Genomic DNA, 18,643 nt, shown 5'->3' with positions numbered 1-18,643 from the left:
TAACGAGGTTCACAATGGATAATGCTCTACTGAGTTTAACTCACGAACAGCAACAACAGGCCGTTGAACAAATTCAACAACTTATGCAACAAGGTATCAGTAGCGGTGAAGCAATTTCGATTGCCGCTCAACAACTGCGTGATACCCATCAAAAATCAGAGGAAAAATAGATGAAAAAATATCTTATTACTATAACTAGTCTGCTTCTACCATCTACAATGGGATTTGCTGCAACAGTAAAGATTGCCCCAGAGCCCCCTATGATGGTGCTCACTACAATTGACTTTAGTGGGGAAGTCCCCAAGTCACTAAATAGCACAACATACTCTATCAGTAATAAAAAAATTCAATTATGCTGGGAAGTAATCAATGTACCTTTTACTGCTCAAAATAAAACGACTGAAATATTTAATAGCCCAGCAAAATCTACAATGATGGGGGGCAAGGCGATAATGTAGTATCAACAAAAGATGGAAAAATGCATACTATTACAAGCCAAATGAAAAGTGTAAATAACGAATTCATTCGTCGTTGTTGGAAATTTGATAACACGGATCCAATTGGCGACTATACATTAGATCTACAAATTAATGATACAATATTCCCAACACAAAAATTCAAAATTGTGAAATAACCCTTATAGGTTACTTCTTCTGCTCTTCCGCTCGTTTACGTCTAATCTCTTTAGGATCGGCGATTAACGGGCGGTAGATCTCAATGCGATCGCCATTTTCCACCATATCTGTTAATTTCGCAGGACGACTAAAAACACCCACTTTATTTTCTCGTAAGTCAATTTCCGTATGTTTTTGCAATACGCCCGATTGCAAAATCACATTTTGAATGGAAAGTGGATTGTCTAATTCCATTTTCTTATAAAAATATTTTTCAGGATAAGCGTAAATCACTTCCACCACAATTTTTTGCGTATCAGACACCATACACCTCTTTTGCTCGCTGTTTAAACGCATTCACCATTTTGAGCGTTAATTCATTGAAAATTTTGCCAAACACCATACCAATCATCGGGCTTGAAAATTCAAATTCTAAATTTAGGCTGATTTTGCAACTCTGTTCATCAAACGACTGAAAAGTCCAAGCTCCATGTAAATACTTGAACGGCCCATTTAATAATTCCATTGTGATTTTTTCATTTGGTATCATCGTATTATGGGTGCTAAAACGTTGGCTAATCCCCAATTTTTGAATGACTAATTCTGCATTGAGTTCATTGTCGCCTAAACTTAAGGTCGTTGCCTCAACACAGCCTGATAAAAACTGCGGATATTTTTCATAGTCATTGACTAAACGATACATCTGTTCAGCACTATAAGGCACAAGAGAGGATTGATTGACAGTTGGCATAGTATTTTTAAGTAACTAAAAAATGGCGATAGTTTACCACAATTTTGTATCAACCAATGGAAAGCAAATTAAAAGAAAAAAAATTGTTGAGCAAACTCTACCTTAATTTTTCAATGTTATTAGCAGCCTTTTGTAACAAAGGTGTTTTGAATAGCATTACTATACTCTCTTTATGAAATATGGTTTGAACACTGATGCTACGAAAGAAATTAAATATTTCTGTAACTACTGCATAATGCTGGTTTAATTAATAACGCCACCGCTTCACAAGCAATGCCTTCGCCACGTCCGGTAAAGCCTAATTTTTCTGTGGTTGTGGCTTTGACATTGACGCAAGAAATATCGCAGTTGAGATCGTCGGCGATCACTTGACGCATTTGGTCAATATAAGGTCGCATTTTCGGGGCTTGAGCGATAATTGTCACATCAACATTCCCTACCACATAACCCGTTGCTTGAACTTGGCGGTAGGCTTCAATCAATAATTTACGGCTGTCAGCATTTTTGTATTGCATATCCGTGTCAGGAAAGAGCTTACCAATATCCCCAAGAGCAGCAGCGCCAAGCAGAGCATCGGTTAAAGCGTGTAGAGCAACATCACCGTCACTGTGGGCGATAAAGCCTGTATGATAGGGAACGGCAACACCGCAAATCATTAATGGACGATCTTGTCCAAAAGCGTGAACATCAAAACCGTGTCCAATTCTAATCATCTTATTATCCTCTTGTTAGATAAAATTCTGCGAGAGCTAAATCTTCAGGACGAGTGACTTTAAGGTTATCGCTACGCCCATTAATTAATAACGGGTGGAAGCCTGCAAATTCCATCGCAGAAGCCTCGTCAGTGATGGTTAAGCCTTGCTTAAAAGCCGATTGTAAAGCCTCTTTGAGCGATTTCGCTGGAAAGAACTGTGGCGTTAAGGCGTGCCATAGGGTTGAACGATCTTCCGTATGAGCAATCTGCGAGCCATTAGCCCGTTTCATCGTATCAATTGCAGGGGTTGCTAAAATTGCCCCTTGATTATCTTCAATCCGCAAAAGTTTGTCTAAATCTGACCGCTTAAGGCAAGGGCGAGCAGCATCGTGCACTAATGCCCAAGCGGTTTCATCTGTGATAGCATTGAGAGCATTAAAAACCGAATTTGCGCGTGTTTCTCCCCCAAGCACAATCTGGATTTTGTCGGATTTAAGCAGAGCAATATCGCCATAATAGCGATCCTCTTTAGATACCGCCACAATAATTTGGCTAATCGCAGGGTGTTCAAGAAAAGGTTGTAGCGTATGTTCCAACAGCGTTTTACCCAGCAAGGTCAAATACTGCTTAGGCACAGCCACATTCATTCGACTACCTACGCCAGAAGCAGGAATGATCGCAATGATTTTTCTCTTGCTATTCATTAACGTTGCTCTCTTGGGACGATGCGATAAAACGTTTCATCTGGTTTAACCATTTCACGATCAAGCCTTGCTCGTTCTTCAAGGGCATTGATACCCGTTTTTAAATCTTCGATTTCGGCTTGAATAAGTTGATTACGAGCGGTCAGTTTCTGATTAGTTTCTTTCAGTTGAGTGACTTCTTGTTTAGTCCGTTGGTATTCATTCCAACCGTTTTGCCCAAACCAAAAAGCATATTGGAAACCACCTAATAAAAGTGCTAAAACGACAATTAAAACTCGCATTCTTTTACCCCATTCAATAAAAAAGATGAACTATTCTACCCCGAATTACAAAAAATATAATCTAGATCAAAAAAATTTTTTATCAATTCTCAAAAATTTGAAGTATGTAACATTTTTTTTGGATAATTACTCTATAATCTCTCCAGTTTTTAAATTTTAATCTTTAATCATATATGAGGTGAATTTATGTTAAATCGTGTTGAACAAGAACTTGCACTTTTAGGCATTACAAACGTTAAAGAGATTGTTTATAACCCAAGTTATGAACAACTCTTTGAAGAAGAGATGAAACCTGAGTTAGAAGGTTTTGAAAAAGGACGTTTAACGACTTCAGGTGCGGTCGCTGTTGATACAGGGATTTTCACAGGTCGCTCACCAAAAGATAAATTCATCGTATTAGATGAAAATACCAAAGATACCGTTTGGTGGACAAGCGACGAAGTGAAAAACGATAACAAACCAATGAGCCAATCAACTTGGCAAAGTATCAAAGAACTTGTTACCAACCAATTATCAAATAAACGTCTATTTGTTATTGACGCATTCTGCGGTGCGAACAAAGACAGCCGTGTTGCAGTGCGTATTGTAACAGAAGTTGCGTGGCAAGCACACTTTGTAAAAAATATGTTTATCCGTCCATCAGAGGCGGAATTAGCGAACTTCACACCAGATTTCGTGGTAATGAATGGTTCAAAAGTAACTAACCCGAACTGGAAAGAGCAAGGCTTAAATTCTGAAAATTTCGTAGCATTCAACATTACTGAGAAAATCCAATTAATCGGCGGTACTTGGTACGGCGGTGAAATGAAAAAAGGTTTATTCTCATTGATGAACTACTGGTTACCATTAAAAGGCATTGCGTCAATGCACTGTTCTGCAAACGTGGGTGAAGATGGCGATGTAGCGGTATTCTTCGGCTTATCAGGTACAGGTAAAACCACATTATCAACCGATCCAAAACGTAAATTAATCGGTGACGATGAACACGGTTGGGACGACGATGGCGTATTCAACTACGAAGGTGGTTGCTATGCGAAAACTATTAACCTTTCAGAAGAAAACGAGCCTGACATCTATCGTGCGATTAAACGTGACGCATTATTAGAAAACGTTGTAGTTCGTGAAGATGGTTCAATCGATTTCGCAGATGGTTCAAAAACAGAAAACACTCGTGTTTCTTACCCAATTTATCACATTGATAACATTGTTGAGCCAGTATCAAAAGCAGGTCACGCAACGAAAGTAATCTTCTTAACTGCTGACGCATTCGGCGTATTAGCACCAGTATCTAAATTAACTTCAGAGCAAACCAAATACTACTTCTTATCTGGTTTCACAGCGAAATTAGCAGGTACAGAGCGTGGCGTAACTGAGCCAACCCCAACATTCTCAGCGTGTTTCGGTAAAGCGTTCTTATCATTACACCCAACACAATACGCAGAAGTGTTAGTAAAACGTATGGAAGCATCAGGTGCAGAAGCATACTTAGTGAATACAGGTTGGAACGGTACTGGTAAACGTATCTCAATTAAAGATACTCGTGGTATCATTGATGCGATTTTAGATGGTTCTATCGAAAAAGCAGAAATGGGTTCATTACCAATCTTCAATTTAGCAATTCCAAAAGCATTACCTGGTGTTGAGCCTGCGATCTTAGACCCTCGTGATACCTATGCAGATAAAGCTCAATGGCAAGCGAAAGCGGAAGATCTAGCGGCTCGTTTCGTGAAAAACTTTGAGCAATATGCAACCAACGATGAAGGTAAAGCATTAATTGCAGCAGGTCCAAAACTATAGCTGCTTTATACGTAGGAGTTAATATCCTATGTTATAAAAAATGAATGTAAAAGGGCTGGTGATGGTATTTCCTGACTCAGCCCTGGTTTATTTCGATGTAATAGATAAACCTGATACAGTAAACAATAACAAGCAGGTTACAACATAAAAATCATGACAAAAAATACTAAAATAAACTACAAAAGCGAATTTTATTTTAAGATTACATAACTGTTATTTAAAACAGAAAGAATTTTTAGATGAACAGTCTGGATATCCGCCAATGGAAAAGAGAGTTTTCCTTAAAACACCGTAATATAAGAGGCCTATGCCAGTTTAAATTATTATATGAAATATTTATGTACATCTGCCGAACATTCTCATTTAAATATAGAAACAACAAATAGCTAAAAAATTATTTAAAGAACTGAAACAGAAATTATCGTTCATAATAGATTAACTAAAATGCATAAGATTATGTTTATAATGACTTTTTTTAAATAAAAAATTAGCGGTAATTAGAAAAATAATTTTAAAACCAACACTTTTTGTCTACTATGCCAATTATTTACTCTCCTACTTACTATAAGAGGAAGATTATTAGAATTATATAGCCATTTTTAAATCCAAACATTCAACTTTTCCAAATTCCTCTTGAAGTACTCCCGCCCTGTAAAATATTCCATTGCTTGCTGAGGATATAGCGTCGCTAATTTTTCGGCTAATTTCGGAGATTGAGTTAGTCGCCAAAAGTCCACCAACTGTTGCTCTAACTGATAACGGGCTTTTTCTGATAATTGTGCTATATCACAAGCGGTAAGTTTATCGATCTCTTTTGCAATCTGCTCAGGCTGTCCGACCAAATAGCCTCGCTGGGCTTTACTCAAGCTACTAAACCACATTCCATCTTGTTTAGGCAATGTGTCTAAAAATGCAATTAAATCCGCTAGCATTCCCTGTTTTAATTCAAACTCCACTTCACAAATGGCTTCTTCCCCAAAAGGATTTTTCACTTTGCCTTGATCGAGAGCAATTTCAATTTGAGCCGTCGGCGTTGTAATCAACCATTTCTCTCGCACAAAATCGGTGCTAAAGGTTGGCTGTAATTGACTGTCTAATAAATCTGCTTGCGGAAAGGGTAAATTAAAGTGAGAAACTAACCGCTTAAAATCTGGCTTAGCATCAGGCAATGCTAGATTATATTCAGGGCGAATATGCAATCCACCTACAATTTCGCCTTTCATTTTAAGGGTTAATTCATATTGCTGATTTTGATGACGAACCCGTAATCCCATTTTGTTGTTCGCAAAAAAGAGAGCGGGGCTATCATAATAGGTATTTCCTAACAGCTCTTTTCCTTGTTCTAAGATAGGTTGAGCATTTATCCACTGCTTTAACACCGGAATATTTTCAGGCAGTAGCATTATTTTAAGTTCAATTTCGTTTTCCATAGGTATATAAAAAATGGAGGGGCGTTTAAAACGCCCCCAGAGTGATAAGAAGTTACTGATTATTTTGCGGTTGTGCTTGTGGCTGTAATGGCACTTGAATAGAAGAGTTTTGTGCTTTTTGTTTCTCATCTTCCGTTAAAGTCACATTTCCTGCACTAGTACGACGTTGTAACTCGTGATTTTGCAACAGCACATTAATACGGCGTTGCTGATACTCCAACTGTTCAGCTGTCGGCTGATCTTTGGCTGGCGCATTATAGCTTACTTGCTGTACAGAATTTGAGAAAGGCAAGGTTTGCAATACAGGTTGCTCCGCTTGAGCCACTTCCTCACTGCTGTTCATCATATTCACACCCCAAACGGCTACCAAGCAGACAGAAGCTGCAATCCCCGCCTGCATTAACGGTGTTGCCCAGCGTTTCAATTTGAGTAACATACCTCTTGGTTTCTCACTTTGTTGAGCTTCAGCCACCGCCTCAATCTCCTCATTTTCGAGCAACGCAGCCATTTTTGCGGAGAAATCACTACCCAAAATCTGCTCTTCACCTCGCATCACGCTACGAATAGTATGGTAGTTCGCCCACGTTTTTTGTAACTCAGCACTATTGCATAAAGTTTCAGCGAAATCACCGCTTTCTTTATGTCCGTCCATATAGGCGGAAAGTGTTTCTTTATGTTGCATAGATAACTCCAAAGTATTTTAATTCTGCTACAAAAGCGGATTGATTTTGGCATCAATCGCTCCCCTTGCTCTAAAAATTCGGGAACGAACCGTACCTACAGGACATTGCATTGCTTCTGCAATTTCTTCATAACTCAGCCCTTCAAGCTCACGCAACGTTATTGCCGTTTTAAGCTCATCAGGTAGGTTTTCAATTGTGTCAAACACGACACGTTTTAATTCTTCAGACAACACCAAATTTTCTGGTGTATCAGCCTCACGCAACTGCACCCCACCATCATAAACTTCTGCATCTTCAGCTAAAATATCTTCTTTCGGTGGTCGTCTACCTAAGGCGGTTAAATGGTTTTTTGCCGTATTTACAGCAATTCGATAAAGCCAAGTATAAAAAGCACTCTCCCCACGGAAAGCATTTAATGAACGATAGGCTTTAATAAAAGTTTCTTGCACAATATCTGGAATATCGTCTCTTGCGATATAGCGAGTAAGCAACCCAGCTACTCTATTTTGGTAACGCACGACGAGTAAATTAAACGCTTTCTTATCACCATTTTGTGCAAGCTCAACCAATTCTTGATCGGCTCTTTGCTCACTCATCGTTTTGCGTTCTCCTAACTTCTACGCTGTTTTTATTTTTCTTGAATGCACGCTTGTTAGTGTGCGATATTTCTTTAAAGTTCATAAAAATAGTTTGATTGATTAAAATTTAGACCAATGTTTACAAATTGAAAGTATTTACTCTCACTTTTCTCATCACTGCCCCTAATAGTAATAACAGTACACACAGTACATACAGCAAGCTATTACCATATTGAGCAAACAGCGTTTGCCCTTTCATTGCAGGCACGCTGGCAGTTAAGGCTGTGGCTTCAAATTGTGGAGCTTGGGCGGTGACTTTGCCGTAGGCATCGACAAAAGCGGTAATGCCTGTGTTTGTCGCACGAATTAGCGGTTTGCCTAGCTCTAAAGCTCGCATTCTTGCCATTTGAAAATGTTGCCAAGGACCTATACTCGTGCCAAACCACGCATCGTTGGAAATCGTGAGAAGATAATCGGCTTGGTGAGCTTTTTGATTTTGCTGAACTTGATCGGTGAAGATAATTTCGTAGCAAATCGCTAAATTAAAGGCTCTGTTAGCCGCTTGTAGTGGCGACTGGATAAATGTCCCTTGCGATAAATTTATAGGTAAAACAAAGACTTCCCTCATCCAATCTAGCAAATTGCCAAAGGGAACATATTCGCCAAAAGGGACAAGGTGATGTTTATTGTAACGAGGCGATTGTTCGAGCGAGTAGGGTTGCTGCGGATTGCCTAGTACGGTGGCACTGTTAAATATATCTTTTGGCGTTTGGTGTAGCGTACCAATAATAATTTCACTGCCTGTTTTAGCCCCAACGGTTTGTAACTGTTGTAGTAAAGGTTCAATTTGAGCTTCTACAGCAGGAATTGCCGACTCAGGCAAAACGATTACCTGATATTTACCAAGTAACGGTAATATCAGTTGCTGATAGGTTCTTACGGTGTAGTTAAAATGGGCTGGATCCCATTTCATTTTCTGCTCGATATTACCTTGTACCAGTGCCATTGTTGTTGGCGGTTGTTGTTCATCGATTTCAACAAAACGAATAAATTGTGAACCAAAGGCAAGGGCCAATAGACTAACTAAAGTTGCACAGGAAGCGGTTGGAAATGAAGCTTTTTTTGCGAGATCACGGCAGATCGCTACAAGATAACCACTGATAACGATTACAAAAAAGCTCAACCCCTCTACACCTAAAATCGGTGCAATTCCTGCAAACGGGCTGTCAATTTGACTATAACCAAATTGTAGCCACGGGAAACCTGTAAAAACAACGCCCCGTAGATATTCAGCAGCGGTGAATATGACTGCAAGCAGCCAAGGATTAGCCAGTTTAAACCGTTGTACCAGATAAGCGAATAAGCCAAAATAGAGAGCCAGATAAGCTGAGAGTAACAGGACAGCAATATAGCTGACAATTTCAGGTACACCACCAAACTGGATCATACTGACGTGAACCCAGTTTACCCCAATACAAAAATAGCTTACTGCCCAGAGGAATGTTCCCCATAGGGCGATTTTCTTATTGTTGTGTGTAGCAAGCCAAATCAGACCGCTTGCAGATAAGAAGATGATAAACCAATAGTCGAAAGGGGAATAAGCTAGGGTTCCTATTCCGCTTGAAACTAAGGCGACCGCACAAGCGGTTAAAAATGACGATTTTTTTACAGCTCTCATTCGTCTTGTTTCTCTTGTTGCATTAACGCTAATTGTTCATCACTGACAGTCACTCGCAGTTGGATTAAACGACGACTGTCGGCAGAGGTGACTTTAAACATCATTCCGCCTAATTCGATTTCTTCGCCTCGTTTTGGTAAATACCCAAAGGCTTGCATTACTAAGCCGCCGACGGTATCCACTTCTTCATCATCAAATTCAATTGCAAATTGCTGATTAAAACGTTCAATATCTGTTAAGGCTAACACAGCGTAGGTGTGTTGAGAAAGCTGACGAATAGGTTCGATTTCTTCTTCATCAAATTCATCTTCAATGTCCCCAACAATCTGCTCAAGAATATCTTCAATGGTCACCAAACCCGAAACCGCTCCAAATTCATCAACTACAATAGCCATATGAAAACGTTCGGAACGGAACTCTTTTAACATACGATCTACCCGCTTGCTTTCAGGGACAATCACGGCTGGGCGTAGAATTTCTGCCATATTGAATGGCTCCGAATCGGAACGTAGGTATTTGAGCAGATCTTTTGCCAGCAAAATACCTTCAATGGTATCTTTACCGCCACGTACCACAGGAAAGCGAGAGTGTGCCGATTCAATAATCACATCAACACAAGCCTCTAATGGCTGATCGGCATCAATAAATACAATTTGTGGACGAGGAATCATAATATCTCGCACTCGCAGAGAGGAAATTTCCATTACCCCCTCAATCATCTCTTTAGTATCCGTATCAATTAGCTCATTCTCAGCAGAATCACGGATCACTTCGACCAAATCTTCACGATTTTTTGGCTCTTGTTGAAATAAGCCACCAAATAGCGACTTTAAAAAGGACTTATTATCTTGCGTAGTTACGCTATGTTGTTCATCACTCATTTTATTTTCTCGTTATAAGTTAAGCAGGGGGAAATTATCATAATTCCAATAAAAAATCGACAATGATTGAAACTTCGCCCTTTCTATTTACACAAATTTAGCATAGGATATAGCAGTTTTTTACCCTTATACCCTTTTAGGAGATTATGTTATGAAATTAGGTAAAATTGCCCTTGCAATGACAGCTCTTATCGCTGGAACAACGGCATTTGCAGGTACAATCACGGGTTCTTCAAATGTAACTTTTCTTGCTTTTGATGGACAAAAAGTAAGAAGAAATACTAATTTACAGGTAAATGATACCAATCTACACCAAGTTGTAGTAGAAATATCCAGTATCTATCAGTCTGGTTCTGATAGTGCCTTTTTTGAGTCTCAACCTATTATTCTCACTTTTGAAGGAAGCACTGAAGATATTAAAATCCTTGCACCTAGTTTAAATAGTGAATTTGATATAGCACAATTTAAGAAATCACCCAGTTTCAAAATTGAAACTGTTTCAGGAAAAAAGCTAACATATAAGCAAGATTTCCTAAAAGGAGAAGGTTTTATGCCTAATTCAAATATTATCAATAACTTGGCAAACTACAATATTGGTGAAGGTGTTGCTGCTGTACAAAAATTTGCATTATCAACTATGCCAATAACAATGGCAAATAATACCAATAAAGTTAATAAGGGGAAAATTGTTGTGCAAGGAGAAAATGTCACAGAACAACAACTTCAATACTGGTTCCAACAAGCAGACAAAGAAACACAAAAACGTTTCTTAGATTGGGCTAAAAAACAGTAATCTACGAAGAAAACCGGCATAGTAGTCAAAATAGTTGCTGATTCGTCAAAAACTATGCCAAGTGGACAAAATTGTTGCTAATGTTTATTTTGGCATAGTAGACAAAAGTGTTGGTAAAAAGTGGCTCAAAGCCTTCTAGTACAAGGCTTTGAGCCCACTTTTTGAAATATGAACAAAAAACTGTCCTTTTTGCCTTAAGCACAATATCCAAAAGTATGGAAAGAAAAATAATATTCAGAGATACTTTTGTTCGTCCTGTCATAAAACTTTTTCTTTCACAAAGAAATTAAATCCAATAGATATTTGGACTGATTACACAATAGGAAAACAAACCTATAAACAATTAGCCGAAAAATATCACTGTTCCATTAGAACTATTCAACGTTATATTGAAAAGTCCTCTAAAGCTGAATTTATTCTATTACAACAAACTTATATAAATATTATTGCAGATGTAACCTTCTTCGGTCGTGAATTTGGTGTATTAGTTTTAATGGATACACGAGCTAAAAAAGTCGTTTATCACCGTGTCATCAAAACAGAAAAAGACTTCTATTACAAACTCGCATTGAACATACTTCGTAAAAAAGGCTAAAAGAAAGCCTCAAAAATGAATTTTATTTAAGATTACACCAATGGTATTTAAAACATAAAGAGTTTTTAAATGAACGGTCTGAATATCCCAATGAGAAAGGATATTTTCCTTATAAACACCATAATGTAAGAGGGGCTTATGCTAGTTTAAAATACTGTATGAAATATTTATTCACCTTTGAAGAATATGCTCACTTAAATATAGAAAAAAACAACAAATAGGTTGGAAGGATTATTTAAAGACCTGAGGCAGAAATTATCGGTTCATAAAGGATTAACGAGAAAATATAACATTATGTTTATAAAGGTTTTTTGAATAAAAAGAGTTGGTAATAATTAGGGGAAATAATTAAAACCAACACTTTTGCCTATAATACTCTTAAAATTGTAAAATATGCTGCTTCGCCACCTCTCTTGCCAATTTATCAATATGTAGAACATCGGCAATTTCTTTAACTTGAACAGGGGCAATATTTTCGACAACTTGACGATTAACTTCGACAATATCTGTAAAACGGATTTGATCGTTTAAAAATGCCTCTACTGCAATTTCATTTGCTGCATTCATTGCCGTTGTAGCATATTGTCCCTCGGCAAAAGCCTCTATCGCCAATTTTAAGTTAGGGTAACGAGCAAAATCAGGTTCAATAAAGGTGAGTTCTTTTAATTTAAAGAAATCTAATGGAGCAACGCCAGCGTAGATACGGTTTGGATATGCCATTGTGTGAGCAATCGGGGTTCGCATATCAGGATTGCCCATTTGTGCAATGACGCTACCGTCAATGTAACGTACCATTGAGTGAATGATAGATTGTGGGTGAATGATGATCTCCATTTCGTCGGCAGAGGCATTAAAGAGCCAACGAGCTTCAATGTATTCCAATCCTTTATTCATCATTGTAGCTGAGTCCACAGAAATCTTTTTGCCCATAGACCAATTAGGGTGTGCAACAGCTTGAGCTGGGGTGATTTGACCAAATTCATTCAATGGTTTTGTACGAAAAGGCCCGCCTGACCCCGTGAGAATAATTTTACTTACCCCTAGTTCTGCAAGCGGGCAGAAACCTACTTTTTCTTGTGCTTCTGGCGGCAATGATTGAAAAATGGCGTTATGTTCACTATCGACAGGGAGCAATTTAGCACCTGACTTGCGAGCTTCATCAATAAAAATTTGTCCGCAAGTGACCAATGATTCTTTATTTGCCAGCAAGACTTTTTTGCCTACTTGCACCGCTGAGAGCGTCGGTAATAAGCCTGCCGCGCCCACAATTGCCGCCATCACCATATCCACCTCAGGGTGTGAAGCCAGTTCGCAAATCGCTTTTTGCCCTGCGAGAACTTCGATTTTCAATCCTAAAGCGGTGAGATTTTCTTTTAATTTTGCAGCTGCCTGTTCATCATCTAATGCCACAAAACGCGGTTGATATTGTTGGCATTGTTCGGTAATTAATTCGACATTTTTTCCGCCAACTAAAGCGAAAACTTGATACTGCTCAGGGTTATTATCGACCACAGAAAGGGTGCTTTTTCCGATAGAGCCTGTTGAACCTAAAATGACTAATTTTTGCATAAATATCCTACATTATTTTATATTTTATTCAGTTTTTGATCTCTATTATATCAAAGTAGAGACGCCACGCTTGGCGTCCATAATATCGTTTTATGTAATGTAACATAAAATGGACGCCAAGCGTGGCGTCCCTACTTTTAAGTTATTATGCTAGTTTGACAACCTTTTCGCATCAATCACATCATCAATTTGTAGAATACGTTTTAGTAACTTATCCAACAATTCCACATTATTTAGCTCAATTTGAACGTCCATTGTTGCAATTAAACGTTTTGGTTCGGTGCGACTTGATACGCCTAACACATTTACTTTTTCATTTGCCATAATACCGCTAACATCACGCAATAAGCCATTGCGATCATTTGCAATCACCCGAATGGTCAAACTAAATTTGCCTGAAGCATAGCTCTCACCCCATTCTGCTTCCACCACTCGTTCAGGGCTACTACTGCGTAAATCAAAGAGCTGTTCGCAATCAGAACGGTGTATAGAAATACCTCGCCCCTGTGTGATATAACCAACGATCTCGTCACCTGGAATAGGCTGACAACAACGGGCAATATGGTGCATTAGATTTCCAACTCCCTCAACTACAACAAAACCACTACGGTTTTTCTGTTGCTGTTGAGATTTATTTGCCACCTGTTTTAAGATCGCTTCATCGGCTTGCTCGGCAGTGGTTTTGATGAGCTTACTCTGCAAATAGTGCATTAATTGATGTAAGCGTATATCACCGCCACCAATGCCTGCATAAAGATCATCAATTTGTTTTAAGTTGTAGCGAGGTAGGGCTAAATCCTCAATCTGTTTTTGGCTAAAGTTGAATTTAGCCATCTCCGCTTCTAACATCTCTTTACCAAGCGGAATATTTTTATCACGATCTAGCTTTTTAAACCAAGCAACAATTTTAGATCTAGCTCTTGCTGTATTCACAAAGCCTTGACTTGGAATTAACCAATCTCGGCTTGGGTTTGGGTTTTTCTGCGTAATAATCTCAACTTGATCACCCATTTGTAAAATATAGGTGAACGGCACAATTCGTCCTGCAATTTTAGCACCGATACAACGGTGACCAATTTCGCTGTGGATTGAATAAGCAAAATCAAGAGGGGTGGCATTTTTCGGTAAATCAACCACTTCCCCTTTCGGAGTAAAGACATAAACACGATCATCAAAGACTTGAGAACGCATTTCAGCCACCACATCGCCCGAATCGGCAATATCTTTCTGCCAATCCAGCAACTTGCGTAGCCAAACGATTTTTTCTTCATAGCCTGAACGCCCAGCCGTTGCACCTTCTTTATATTTCCAGTGTGCCGCAACGCCCAATTCTGCATCATCGTGCATTTTTTGCGTACGAATTTGCACTTCAATGGTTTTATTACCTTGGCCCAAAACAACCGTATGGATAGACTGATAGCCATTAGGTTTAGGATTAGCAATATAATCATCAAAATGTTCAGGCAAATGTTTATAATGTGTATGTACAATGCCAAGAGCGGTATAACAATCTTGCAAATTCGGCACAATCACCCGAACCGCACGCACATCAAACAACTGCTCAAAACGCAGATGTTTTTTCTGCATTTTTTTCCAGATACTATAAATATGTTTAGGGCGACCATAAATTTGCACACTCTCTAACTCATCTTGCAGACAGGCGGTCAGATCCTCGACAAAATTTGCAATATATTGTTCCCGATCTAAACGGCGTTCACCTAAATCATATTTCGCAATTTGACGATATTCCTGAGGGTGTAAGGCTCTGAAGCAGTAATCTTCCAGCTCCCATTTTAACTGCCCAATTCCTAGACGATTAGCGAGCGGTGCATAAATATGAGAACACTCTTTTGCGGCTAATACCAGATCTTCTTCGCTTAAGCGTTCGGTATCACGCAAATAGACAATTCGCTCTGCAAGTTTAATCACAACACAACGGAAATCGTCCACCATTGCTAAAAGCATACGACGAATATTATCAATTTGAAGATCGGAAGCGTGACTGGCATTAAGTTGGCGAACGTTATCCATCTCCAACACACCTTTGACGAGATTTTTCACATCATTATCAAAATGCTCTTTAATCTGCACTAAATCAATGATGTTTTGCTTCACAAGAGGGAAAAGTAAGGCAGCGACAAGGCTATCATCGTCCATATTCAAACTATGCAAAATTTCGACCAATTCAACCCCAAACCACATCAAGTGATTTTGTTCAATATCGATTTTTTCCTGTGCATATCGCCACGCAATCAGTAATTGTTCAAAGGTAATAGGAGACATCTGTAGCCCAGCACTCCAACTAGCCAACTCAAAATTGTTCGGATCGAGCCGGTGTGAATGGCGAATCGCAACCATAAGTCCTCCATAACGCTTAACTGAAAGGGTTCTTGACAGAATTTGACAATGTAAAACTGCTTTGAAGTATTATAACTGAAATCACTCCAAAATCGTGGGGATTTTTTAGATTTACAAAATTTTAAAAAAATCTTACCACTTTATACGTCATAAAATGTTATTCACTTGTTATAAATCAAACCTATTAAGACAATTATTTGCACCAACCGCATGGATTGATTAAAATGCTCCGTCTTTTCAGGTGGTTTCCACCTTTTTTATTCTGTGGGTAACAATGACAATTTTAGCATTAGGTATCAATCATAAAACGGCATCAGTGAGCTTGCGAGAAAAAGTAGCGTTTGTAGAAGACAAACGTCAGCGTGCATTTGAGCAAATTCGTGATCAAAGCCTAGCAGAAAGTGTTGTAATTTTATCTACTTGTAATCGTACTGAGCTTTATTTCCATCAGCCTGAAGTTCCCCCTCAAGAAGAACACCCTGATAATATTGCTTGGCGTGAACAGTGTTTTAATTGGTTTGCTGAAATTCATCAATTAGATAAAGAGGAATTAAGCGAGGCCTATTATTTCAAGCAAAACCTTGAAGCTGCTCGTCATTTAATGAGTGTCGCTTGTGGTTTAGACTCGTTAATTTTAGGAGAACCACAAATTCTAGGGCAAGTGAAACAGGCATACCAAGAGAGTGAAGAATTTTATCATTCTCAAGGAAGTGGCGTTTCCACCAATCTTTCTCGGCTATTTCAGAAAACCTTTGCTACAGCAAAGCGAGTCCGCTCTGAAACTGAAATCGGTAGTAGTGCGGTATCCGTTGCGTATGCTGCTTGTGGCTTAGCTCGCCAAATTTTTGATGATTTTAAAAAACTCCGTTTTTTATTAGTTGGTGCTGGTGAAACTATAGAACTAGTGGCTCGCCATTTAATTAATCACGGGGCAAAAAATATTATGATTGCTAACCGAACTCATATTCGAGCAGAAATGTTAGCGGTGAAACTAGATATTCCAATGCAAATTCTTTCGTTAAGTGCATTGCAAATCGGTTTAAATCAAGCAGATGTAGTGATTTGTTCAACAGGTAGTCCAGATATTTTGATTACTAAAGAAATGGTTGAACAAGCACAGAAACAACGCCGTTTTGACCCAATGTTATTGATTGATATTGCTGTTCCTCGTGATATTGATGAAAAAGCGGGAGAACTAGATAGTATTTATGCTTATAGTGTAGATGATTTACAAAATATCATTCAGCAGAATATAGCTCAACGTCAGCAGGCAGCAGAGCAAGCGAAAGAAATTGTTATTGAGGAGGCAAAAGATTTCTTTGTTTGGTTGAAACAGCAACAATCAACCAATTTAATTAAATATTATCGCCAAAATGCTGAAGAGATTCGTTTAGATTTACTTGAAAAAGCGTTGAGTGCCTTGCAACAAGGGCAGGATTGCGAAAAAGTACTAAATGAATTGAGTTATAAACTTACAAATCAGTTATTACACATTCCAACACAAGCCTTGCAAGCAATGGCAAAAAATAGCAATGTTAAAGGTCTGCAAAGTTTTTCTAAAGCATTGAAATTAGAAGAATAACTCTTTGTTAGGGTACTATTTTGCCCTAACTCTCTTCATCACCCACTCTTTATTATTTTCTCCGTTTTCTTTTAAAGTACGATATAATGTACGTATTTTGCGTAAGATGTTCGTAAACCGATTTTAAATGAGGTTGTAATATGACTCCTGTTGTTGCCCTTGTGGGCAGACCTAACGTAGGAAAATCTACGTTATTTAACCGCTTAACTCGCACCCGTGATGCGTTAGTGGCAGATTTCCCTGGCTTAACCCGTGACCGTAAATATGGTCACGCAAATATAGCTGGACACTATTTTATTGTGATTGACACGGGCGGTATTGATGGCACTGAAGAAGGTGTTGAAGAGAAAATGGCAGAACAGTCGCTGTTAGCGATTGAAGAAGCAGACGTAGTGTTATTTTTAGTTGATGCTCGTGCTGGGTTATTGCCTGCGGACGTAGGTATTGCACAATGTTTGCGTCAGCGTGATAAAACAACCGTGGTGGTTGCAAATAAAACGGACGGTATTGATGCAGACTCTCATATTGCGGAATTTTATCAGTTAGGTTTAGGTGAAGTAGAACCAATCGCTGCGGCACAAGGGCGTGGTGTGACACAACTTATCGAACAGGTTTTAGCTCCCCTTGCGGAAAAATTAGACGCACAAGCGGTCGATTCCGATGAAAATGTTGCAGATGATGAGCAAGATGAATGGGATAGCGATTTTGACTTTGATAACGAAGAAGATACGGCATTATTAGATGAAGCATTGGAAGAAGATCAAGAAGAAGCTGACGATAAAAACATTAAGATTGCTATTGTTGGTCGTCCAAATGTGGGTAAATCGACATTGACTAACCGTATTTTAGGTGAAGAACGTGTAGTGGTTTACGATATGCCAGGGACAACGCGTGATTCGATCTATATTCCTATGGAACGTGATGGTCAGCAATACACTATCATTGATACTGCAGGGGTGCGTAAGCGTGGTAAGGTGCATTTAGCGGTGGAGAAATTCTCAGTGATTAAAACCTTACAGGCGATCCAAGATGCGAATGTGGTTTTACTGACAATTGATGCTCGTGATGGTGTGTCTGATCAAGATTTATCGCTATTGGGCTTTATTCTCAATGCTGGGAAGTCGTTGGTGATCGTAGTCAATAAATGGGATGGTTTATCGCAGGATATTAAAGATAATGTGAAATCAGAACTTGATCGCCGTTTAGATTTTATTGATTTTGCACGAGTGCATTTTATTTCTGCACTGCACGGTAGTGGCGTGGGCAACTTATTTAGCTCAATCCAAGAAGCCTATCAATGTGCGACGAAGAAAATGACAACATCAATGCTAACTCGAATTTTGCAATTAGCAACGGATGATCATCAGCCACCGTTGGTAAATGGTCGCCGTGTGAAATTAAAATATGCTCACCCAGGTGGTTATAATCCGCCGATCATTGTAATTCACGGTAATCAAATCGAGAAATTGCCTGACTCTTATAAGCGTTATTTGTCGAACTATTTCCGTAAGAGTTTGAAAATTATTGGTTCGCCGATCCGTGTGTTGTTCCAAGAAGGAAACAACCCATTTGCAGGTAAGAAAAATAAATTAACCCCAAGCCAGTTGCGTAAACGTAAACGCTTGATGAAATTTATTAAGAAAAGTAAAAGATAA

19 protein-coding genes are annotated in these 18,643 nt (G+C 38.8%); 7 read left to right on the top strand and 12 right to left on the bottom strand.

Features of this window, described 5'->3' with window-relative positions:
- The first annotated feature begins 14 nt into the window (after nt 1–14).
- Nucleotides 15–170: a YoaH family protein gene (locus B0183_RS03615; protein ID WP_021116533.1), complete on the top strand. Its 156-nt coding sequence runs from the start codon at nt 15–17 to the stop codon at nt 168–170.
- Nucleotides 171–458 (top strand): hypothetical protein, encoded by a 288-nt coding sequence (locus B0183_RS12625; RefSeq protein WP_234802022.1) that lies wholly within the window; start codon nt 171–173, stop codon nt 456–458.
- 186 nt (nt 459–644) lie between these two features.
- Here B0183_RS12625 and B0183_RS03605 read toward each other — a convergent pair whose 3' ends face one another.
- The 5 genes from B0183_RS03605 to ftsB form a co-directional block, all read right to left on the bottom strand.
- Nucleotides 645–941, bottom strand: a complete 297-nt coding sequence (locus tag B0183_RS03605) for an RnfH family protein (protein WP_005710673.1) — start codon at nt 939–941, stop codon at nt 645–647.
- Complete coding sequence (locus tag B0183_RS03600; RefSeq protein ID WP_016527787.1) at nt 931–1,365, bottom strand: type II toxin-antitoxin system RatA family toxin; 435 nt, start codon at nt 1,363–1,365, stop codon at nt 931–933. The genes B0183_RS03605 and B0183_RS03600 overlap by 11 nt, the downstream gene beginning before the upstream one ends.
- A 209-nt stretch (nt 1,366–1,574) precedes the next feature.
- Entirely contained in the window at nt 1,575–2,078 is a 504-nt protein-coding gene (gene ispF, locus B0183_RS03595; protein ID WP_005710678.1) for a 2-C-methyl-D-erythritol 2,4-cyclodiphosphate synthase, read from the bottom strand.
- Between the two features lie 4 nt (nt 2,079–2,082).
- Nucleotides 2,083–2,763 (bottom strand): 2-C-methyl-D-erythritol 4-phosphate cytidylyltransferase, encoded by a 681-nt coding sequence (gene ispD / locus B0183_RS03590; protein WP_035491863.1) that lies wholly within the window; start codon nt 2,761–2,763, stop codon nt 2,083–2,085.
- Nucleotides 2,763–3,044, bottom strand: coding sequence for a cell division protein FtsB (gene ftsB, locus B0183_RS03585; protein WP_021111600.1), 282 nt, complete (start codon nt 3,042–3,044; stop codon nt 2,763–2,765). Before ftsB ends, ispD begins: the two co-directional genes overlap by 1 nt.
- A 186-nt stretch (nt 3,045–3,230) precedes the next feature.
- Between ftsB and pckA the strand changes: the two genes are divergently transcribed.
- Entirely contained in the window at nt 3,231–4,841 is a 1,611-nt protein-coding gene (gene pckA / locus B0183_RS03580; protein ID WP_078208333.1) for a phosphoenolpyruvate carboxykinase (ATP), read from the top strand.
- A gap of 599 nt (nt 4,842–5,440) precedes the next feature.
- Here the strand turns inward: pckA and B0183_RS03570 are convergent.
- From B0183_RS03570 to corC, 5 genes are all read right to left on the bottom strand, one after another.
- Nucleotides 5,441–6,271 (bottom strand): CYTH domain-containing protein, encoded by an 831-nt coding sequence (locus tag B0183_RS03570; protein WP_021116531.1) that lies wholly within the window; start codon nt 6,269–6,271, stop codon nt 5,441–5,443.
- A 52-nt stretch (nt 6,272–6,323) separates the two neighbouring features.
- The gene (locus tag B0183_RS03565; RefSeq protein ID WP_021111597.1) at nt 6,324–6,953 is read right to left on the bottom strand and encodes a sigma-E factor negative regulatory protein; all 630 of its coding nucleotides are present in this window, start codon (nt 6,951–6,953) and stop codon (nt 6,324–6,326) included.
- 27 nt (nt 6,954–6,980) lie between these two features.
- Nucleotides 6,981–7,550: an RNA polymerase sigma factor RpoE gene (rpoE, locus tag B0183_RS03560; protein ID WP_021111596.1), complete on the bottom strand. Its 570-nt coding sequence runs from the start codon at nt 7,548–7,550 to the stop codon at nt 6,981–6,983.
- 121 nt (nt 7,551–7,671) lie between these two features.
- Complete coding sequence (lnt, locus tag B0183_RS03555; RefSeq protein ID WP_078208332.1) at nt 7,672–9,210, bottom strand: apolipoprotein N-acyltransferase; 1,539 nt, start codon at nt 9,208–9,210, stop codon at nt 7,672–7,674.
- A complete protein-coding gene (gene corC, locus B0183_RS03550) occupies nt 9,207–10,091 on the bottom strand; it encodes a CNNM family magnesium/cobalt transport protein CorC (RefSeq protein ID WP_021119140.1) in 885 nt (294 codons plus the stop codon). The genes lnt and corC overlap by 4 nt, the downstream gene beginning before the upstream one ends.
- A gap of 151 nt (nt 10,092–10,242) precedes the next feature.
- Between corC and B0183_RS03545 the strand changes: the two genes are divergently transcribed.
- Together B0183_RS03545 and B0183_RS13175 are read left to right on the top strand one after the other, a co-directional pair.
- Complete coding sequence (locus B0183_RS03545) at nt 10,243–10,884, top strand: curli polymerization inhibitor CsgI-related protein (RefSeq protein ID WP_005710704.1); 642 nt, start codon at nt 10,243–10,245, stop codon at nt 10,882–10,884.
- A gap of 205 nt (nt 10,885–11,089) precedes the next feature.
- Nucleotides 11,090–11,479, top strand: a complete 390-nt coding sequence (locus B0183_RS13175; RefSeq protein ID WP_415578941.1) for a transposase-like zinc-binding domain-containing protein — start codon at nt 11,090–11,092, stop codon at nt 11,477–11,479.
- Nucleotides 11,480–11,857: 378 nt separating this feature from the next.
- On the opposite strand, the gene ispC is transcribed toward B0183_RS13175, so the two are convergent.
- Entirely contained in the window at nt 11,858–13,048 is a 1,191-nt protein-coding gene (ispC, locus tag B0183_RS03530; protein WP_021112493.1) for a 1-deoxy-D-xylulose-5-phosphate reductoisomerase, read from the bottom strand.
- A gap of 150 nt (nt 13,049–13,198) precedes the next feature.
- Nucleotides 13,199–15,406, bottom strand: a complete 2,208-nt coding sequence (relA, locus tag B0183_RS03525; protein ID WP_021112492.1) for a GTP diphosphokinase — start codon at nt 15,404–15,406, stop codon at nt 13,199–13,201.
- A 274-nt stretch (nt 15,407–15,680) separates the two neighbouring features.
- Between relA and hemA the strand changes: the two genes are divergently transcribed.
- Both hemA and der read left to right on the top strand, forming a co-directional pair.
- Nucleotides 15,681–16,988: a glutamyl-tRNA reductase gene (gene hemA / locus B0183_RS03520; protein WP_021119144.1), complete on the top strand. Its 1,308-nt coding sequence runs from the start codon at nt 15,681–15,683 to the stop codon at nt 16,986–16,988.
- 140 nt (nt 16,989–17,128) lie between these two features.
- On the top strand, nt 17,129–18,643 hold the full coding sequence (der, locus tag B0183_RS03515) for a ribosome biogenesis GTPase Der (RefSeq protein WP_021113641.1): 1,515 nt from the start codon (nt 17,129–17,131) through the stop codon (nt 18,641–18,643).

It is taken from the genome of Glaesserella parasuis (genome assembly GCF_002015085.1).
GTDB classification, from domain to species: Bacteria; Pseudomonadota; Gammaproteobacteria; order Enterobacterales; family Pasteurellaceae; genus Glaesserella; species Glaesserella parasuis.
The sequence above is the reverse complement of the archived record's forward strand: the minus strand, read 5'-3'. Positions and strand labels throughout refer to the sequence as shown.

Bases quoted from the DNA above. Each gene is read 5' to 3' on its own strand.
- B0183_RS03615 (WP_021116533.1), top strand. From the start codon at position 15: ATGGATAATGCTCTACTGAGTTTAACTCACGAACAGCAACAACAGGCC.
- B0183_RS12625 (WP_234802022.1), top strand. From the start codon at position 171: ATGAAAAAATATCTTATTACTATAACTAGTCTGCTTCTACCATCTACA.
- B0183_RS03605 (WP_005710673.1), bottom strand. From the start codon at position 941: ATGGTGTCTGATACGCAAAAAATTGTGGTGGAAGTGATTTACGCTTAT.
- B0183_RS03600 (WP_016527787.1), bottom strand. From the start codon at position 1,365: ATGCCAACTGTCAATCAATCCTCTCTTGTGCCTTATAGTGCTGAACAG.
- ispF (WP_005710678.1), bottom strand. From the start codon at position 2,078: ATGATTAGAATTGGACACGGTTTTGATGTTCACGCTTTTGGACAAGAT.
- ispD (WP_035491863.1), bottom strand. From the start codon at position 2,763: ATGAATAGCAAGAGAAAAATCATTGCGATCATTCCTGCTTCTGGCGTA.
- ftsB (WP_021111600.1), bottom strand. From the start codon at position 3,044: ATGCGAGTTTTAATTGTCGTTTTAGCACTTTTATTAGGTGGTTTCCAA.
- pckA (WP_078208333.1), top strand. From the start codon at position 3,231: ATGTTAAATCGTGTTGAACAAGAACTTGCACTTTTAGGCATTACAAAC.
- B0183_RS03570 (WP_021116531.1), bottom strand. From the start codon at position 6,271: ATGGAAAACGAAATTGAACTTAAAATAATGCTACTGCCTGAAAATATT.
- B0183_RS03565 (WP_021111597.1), bottom strand. From the start codon at position 6,953: ATGCAACATAAAGAAACACTTTCCGCCTATATGGACGGACATAAAGAA.
- rpoE (WP_021111596.1), bottom strand. From the start codon at position 7,550: ATGAGTGAGCAAAGAGCCGATCAAGAATTGGTTGAGCTTGCACAAAAT.
- lnt (WP_078208332.1), bottom strand. From the start codon at position 9,210: ATGAGAGCTGTAAAAAAATCGTCATTTTTAACCGCTTGTGCGGTCGCC.
- corC (WP_021119140.1), bottom strand. From the start codon at position 10,091: ATGAGTGATGAACAACATAGCGTAACTACGCAAGATAATAAGTCCTTT.
- B0183_RS03545 (WP_005710704.1), top strand. From the start codon at position 10,243: ATGAAATTAGGTAAAATTGCCCTTGCAATGACAGCTCTTATCGCTGGA.
- ispC (WP_021112493.1), bottom strand. From the start codon at position 13,048: ATGCAAAAATTAGTCATTTTAGGTTCAACAGGCTCTATCGGAAAAAGC.
- relA (WP_021112492.1), bottom strand. From the start codon at position 15,406: ATGGTTGCGATTCGCCATTCACACCGGCTCGATCCGAACAATTTTGAG.
- hemA (WP_021119144.1), top strand. From the start codon at position 15,681: ATGACAATTTTAGCATTAGGTATCAATCATAAAACGGCATCAGTGAGC.
- der (WP_021113641.1), top strand. From the start codon at position 17,129: ATGACTCCTGTTGTTGCCCTTGTGGGCAGACCTAACGTAGGAAAATCT.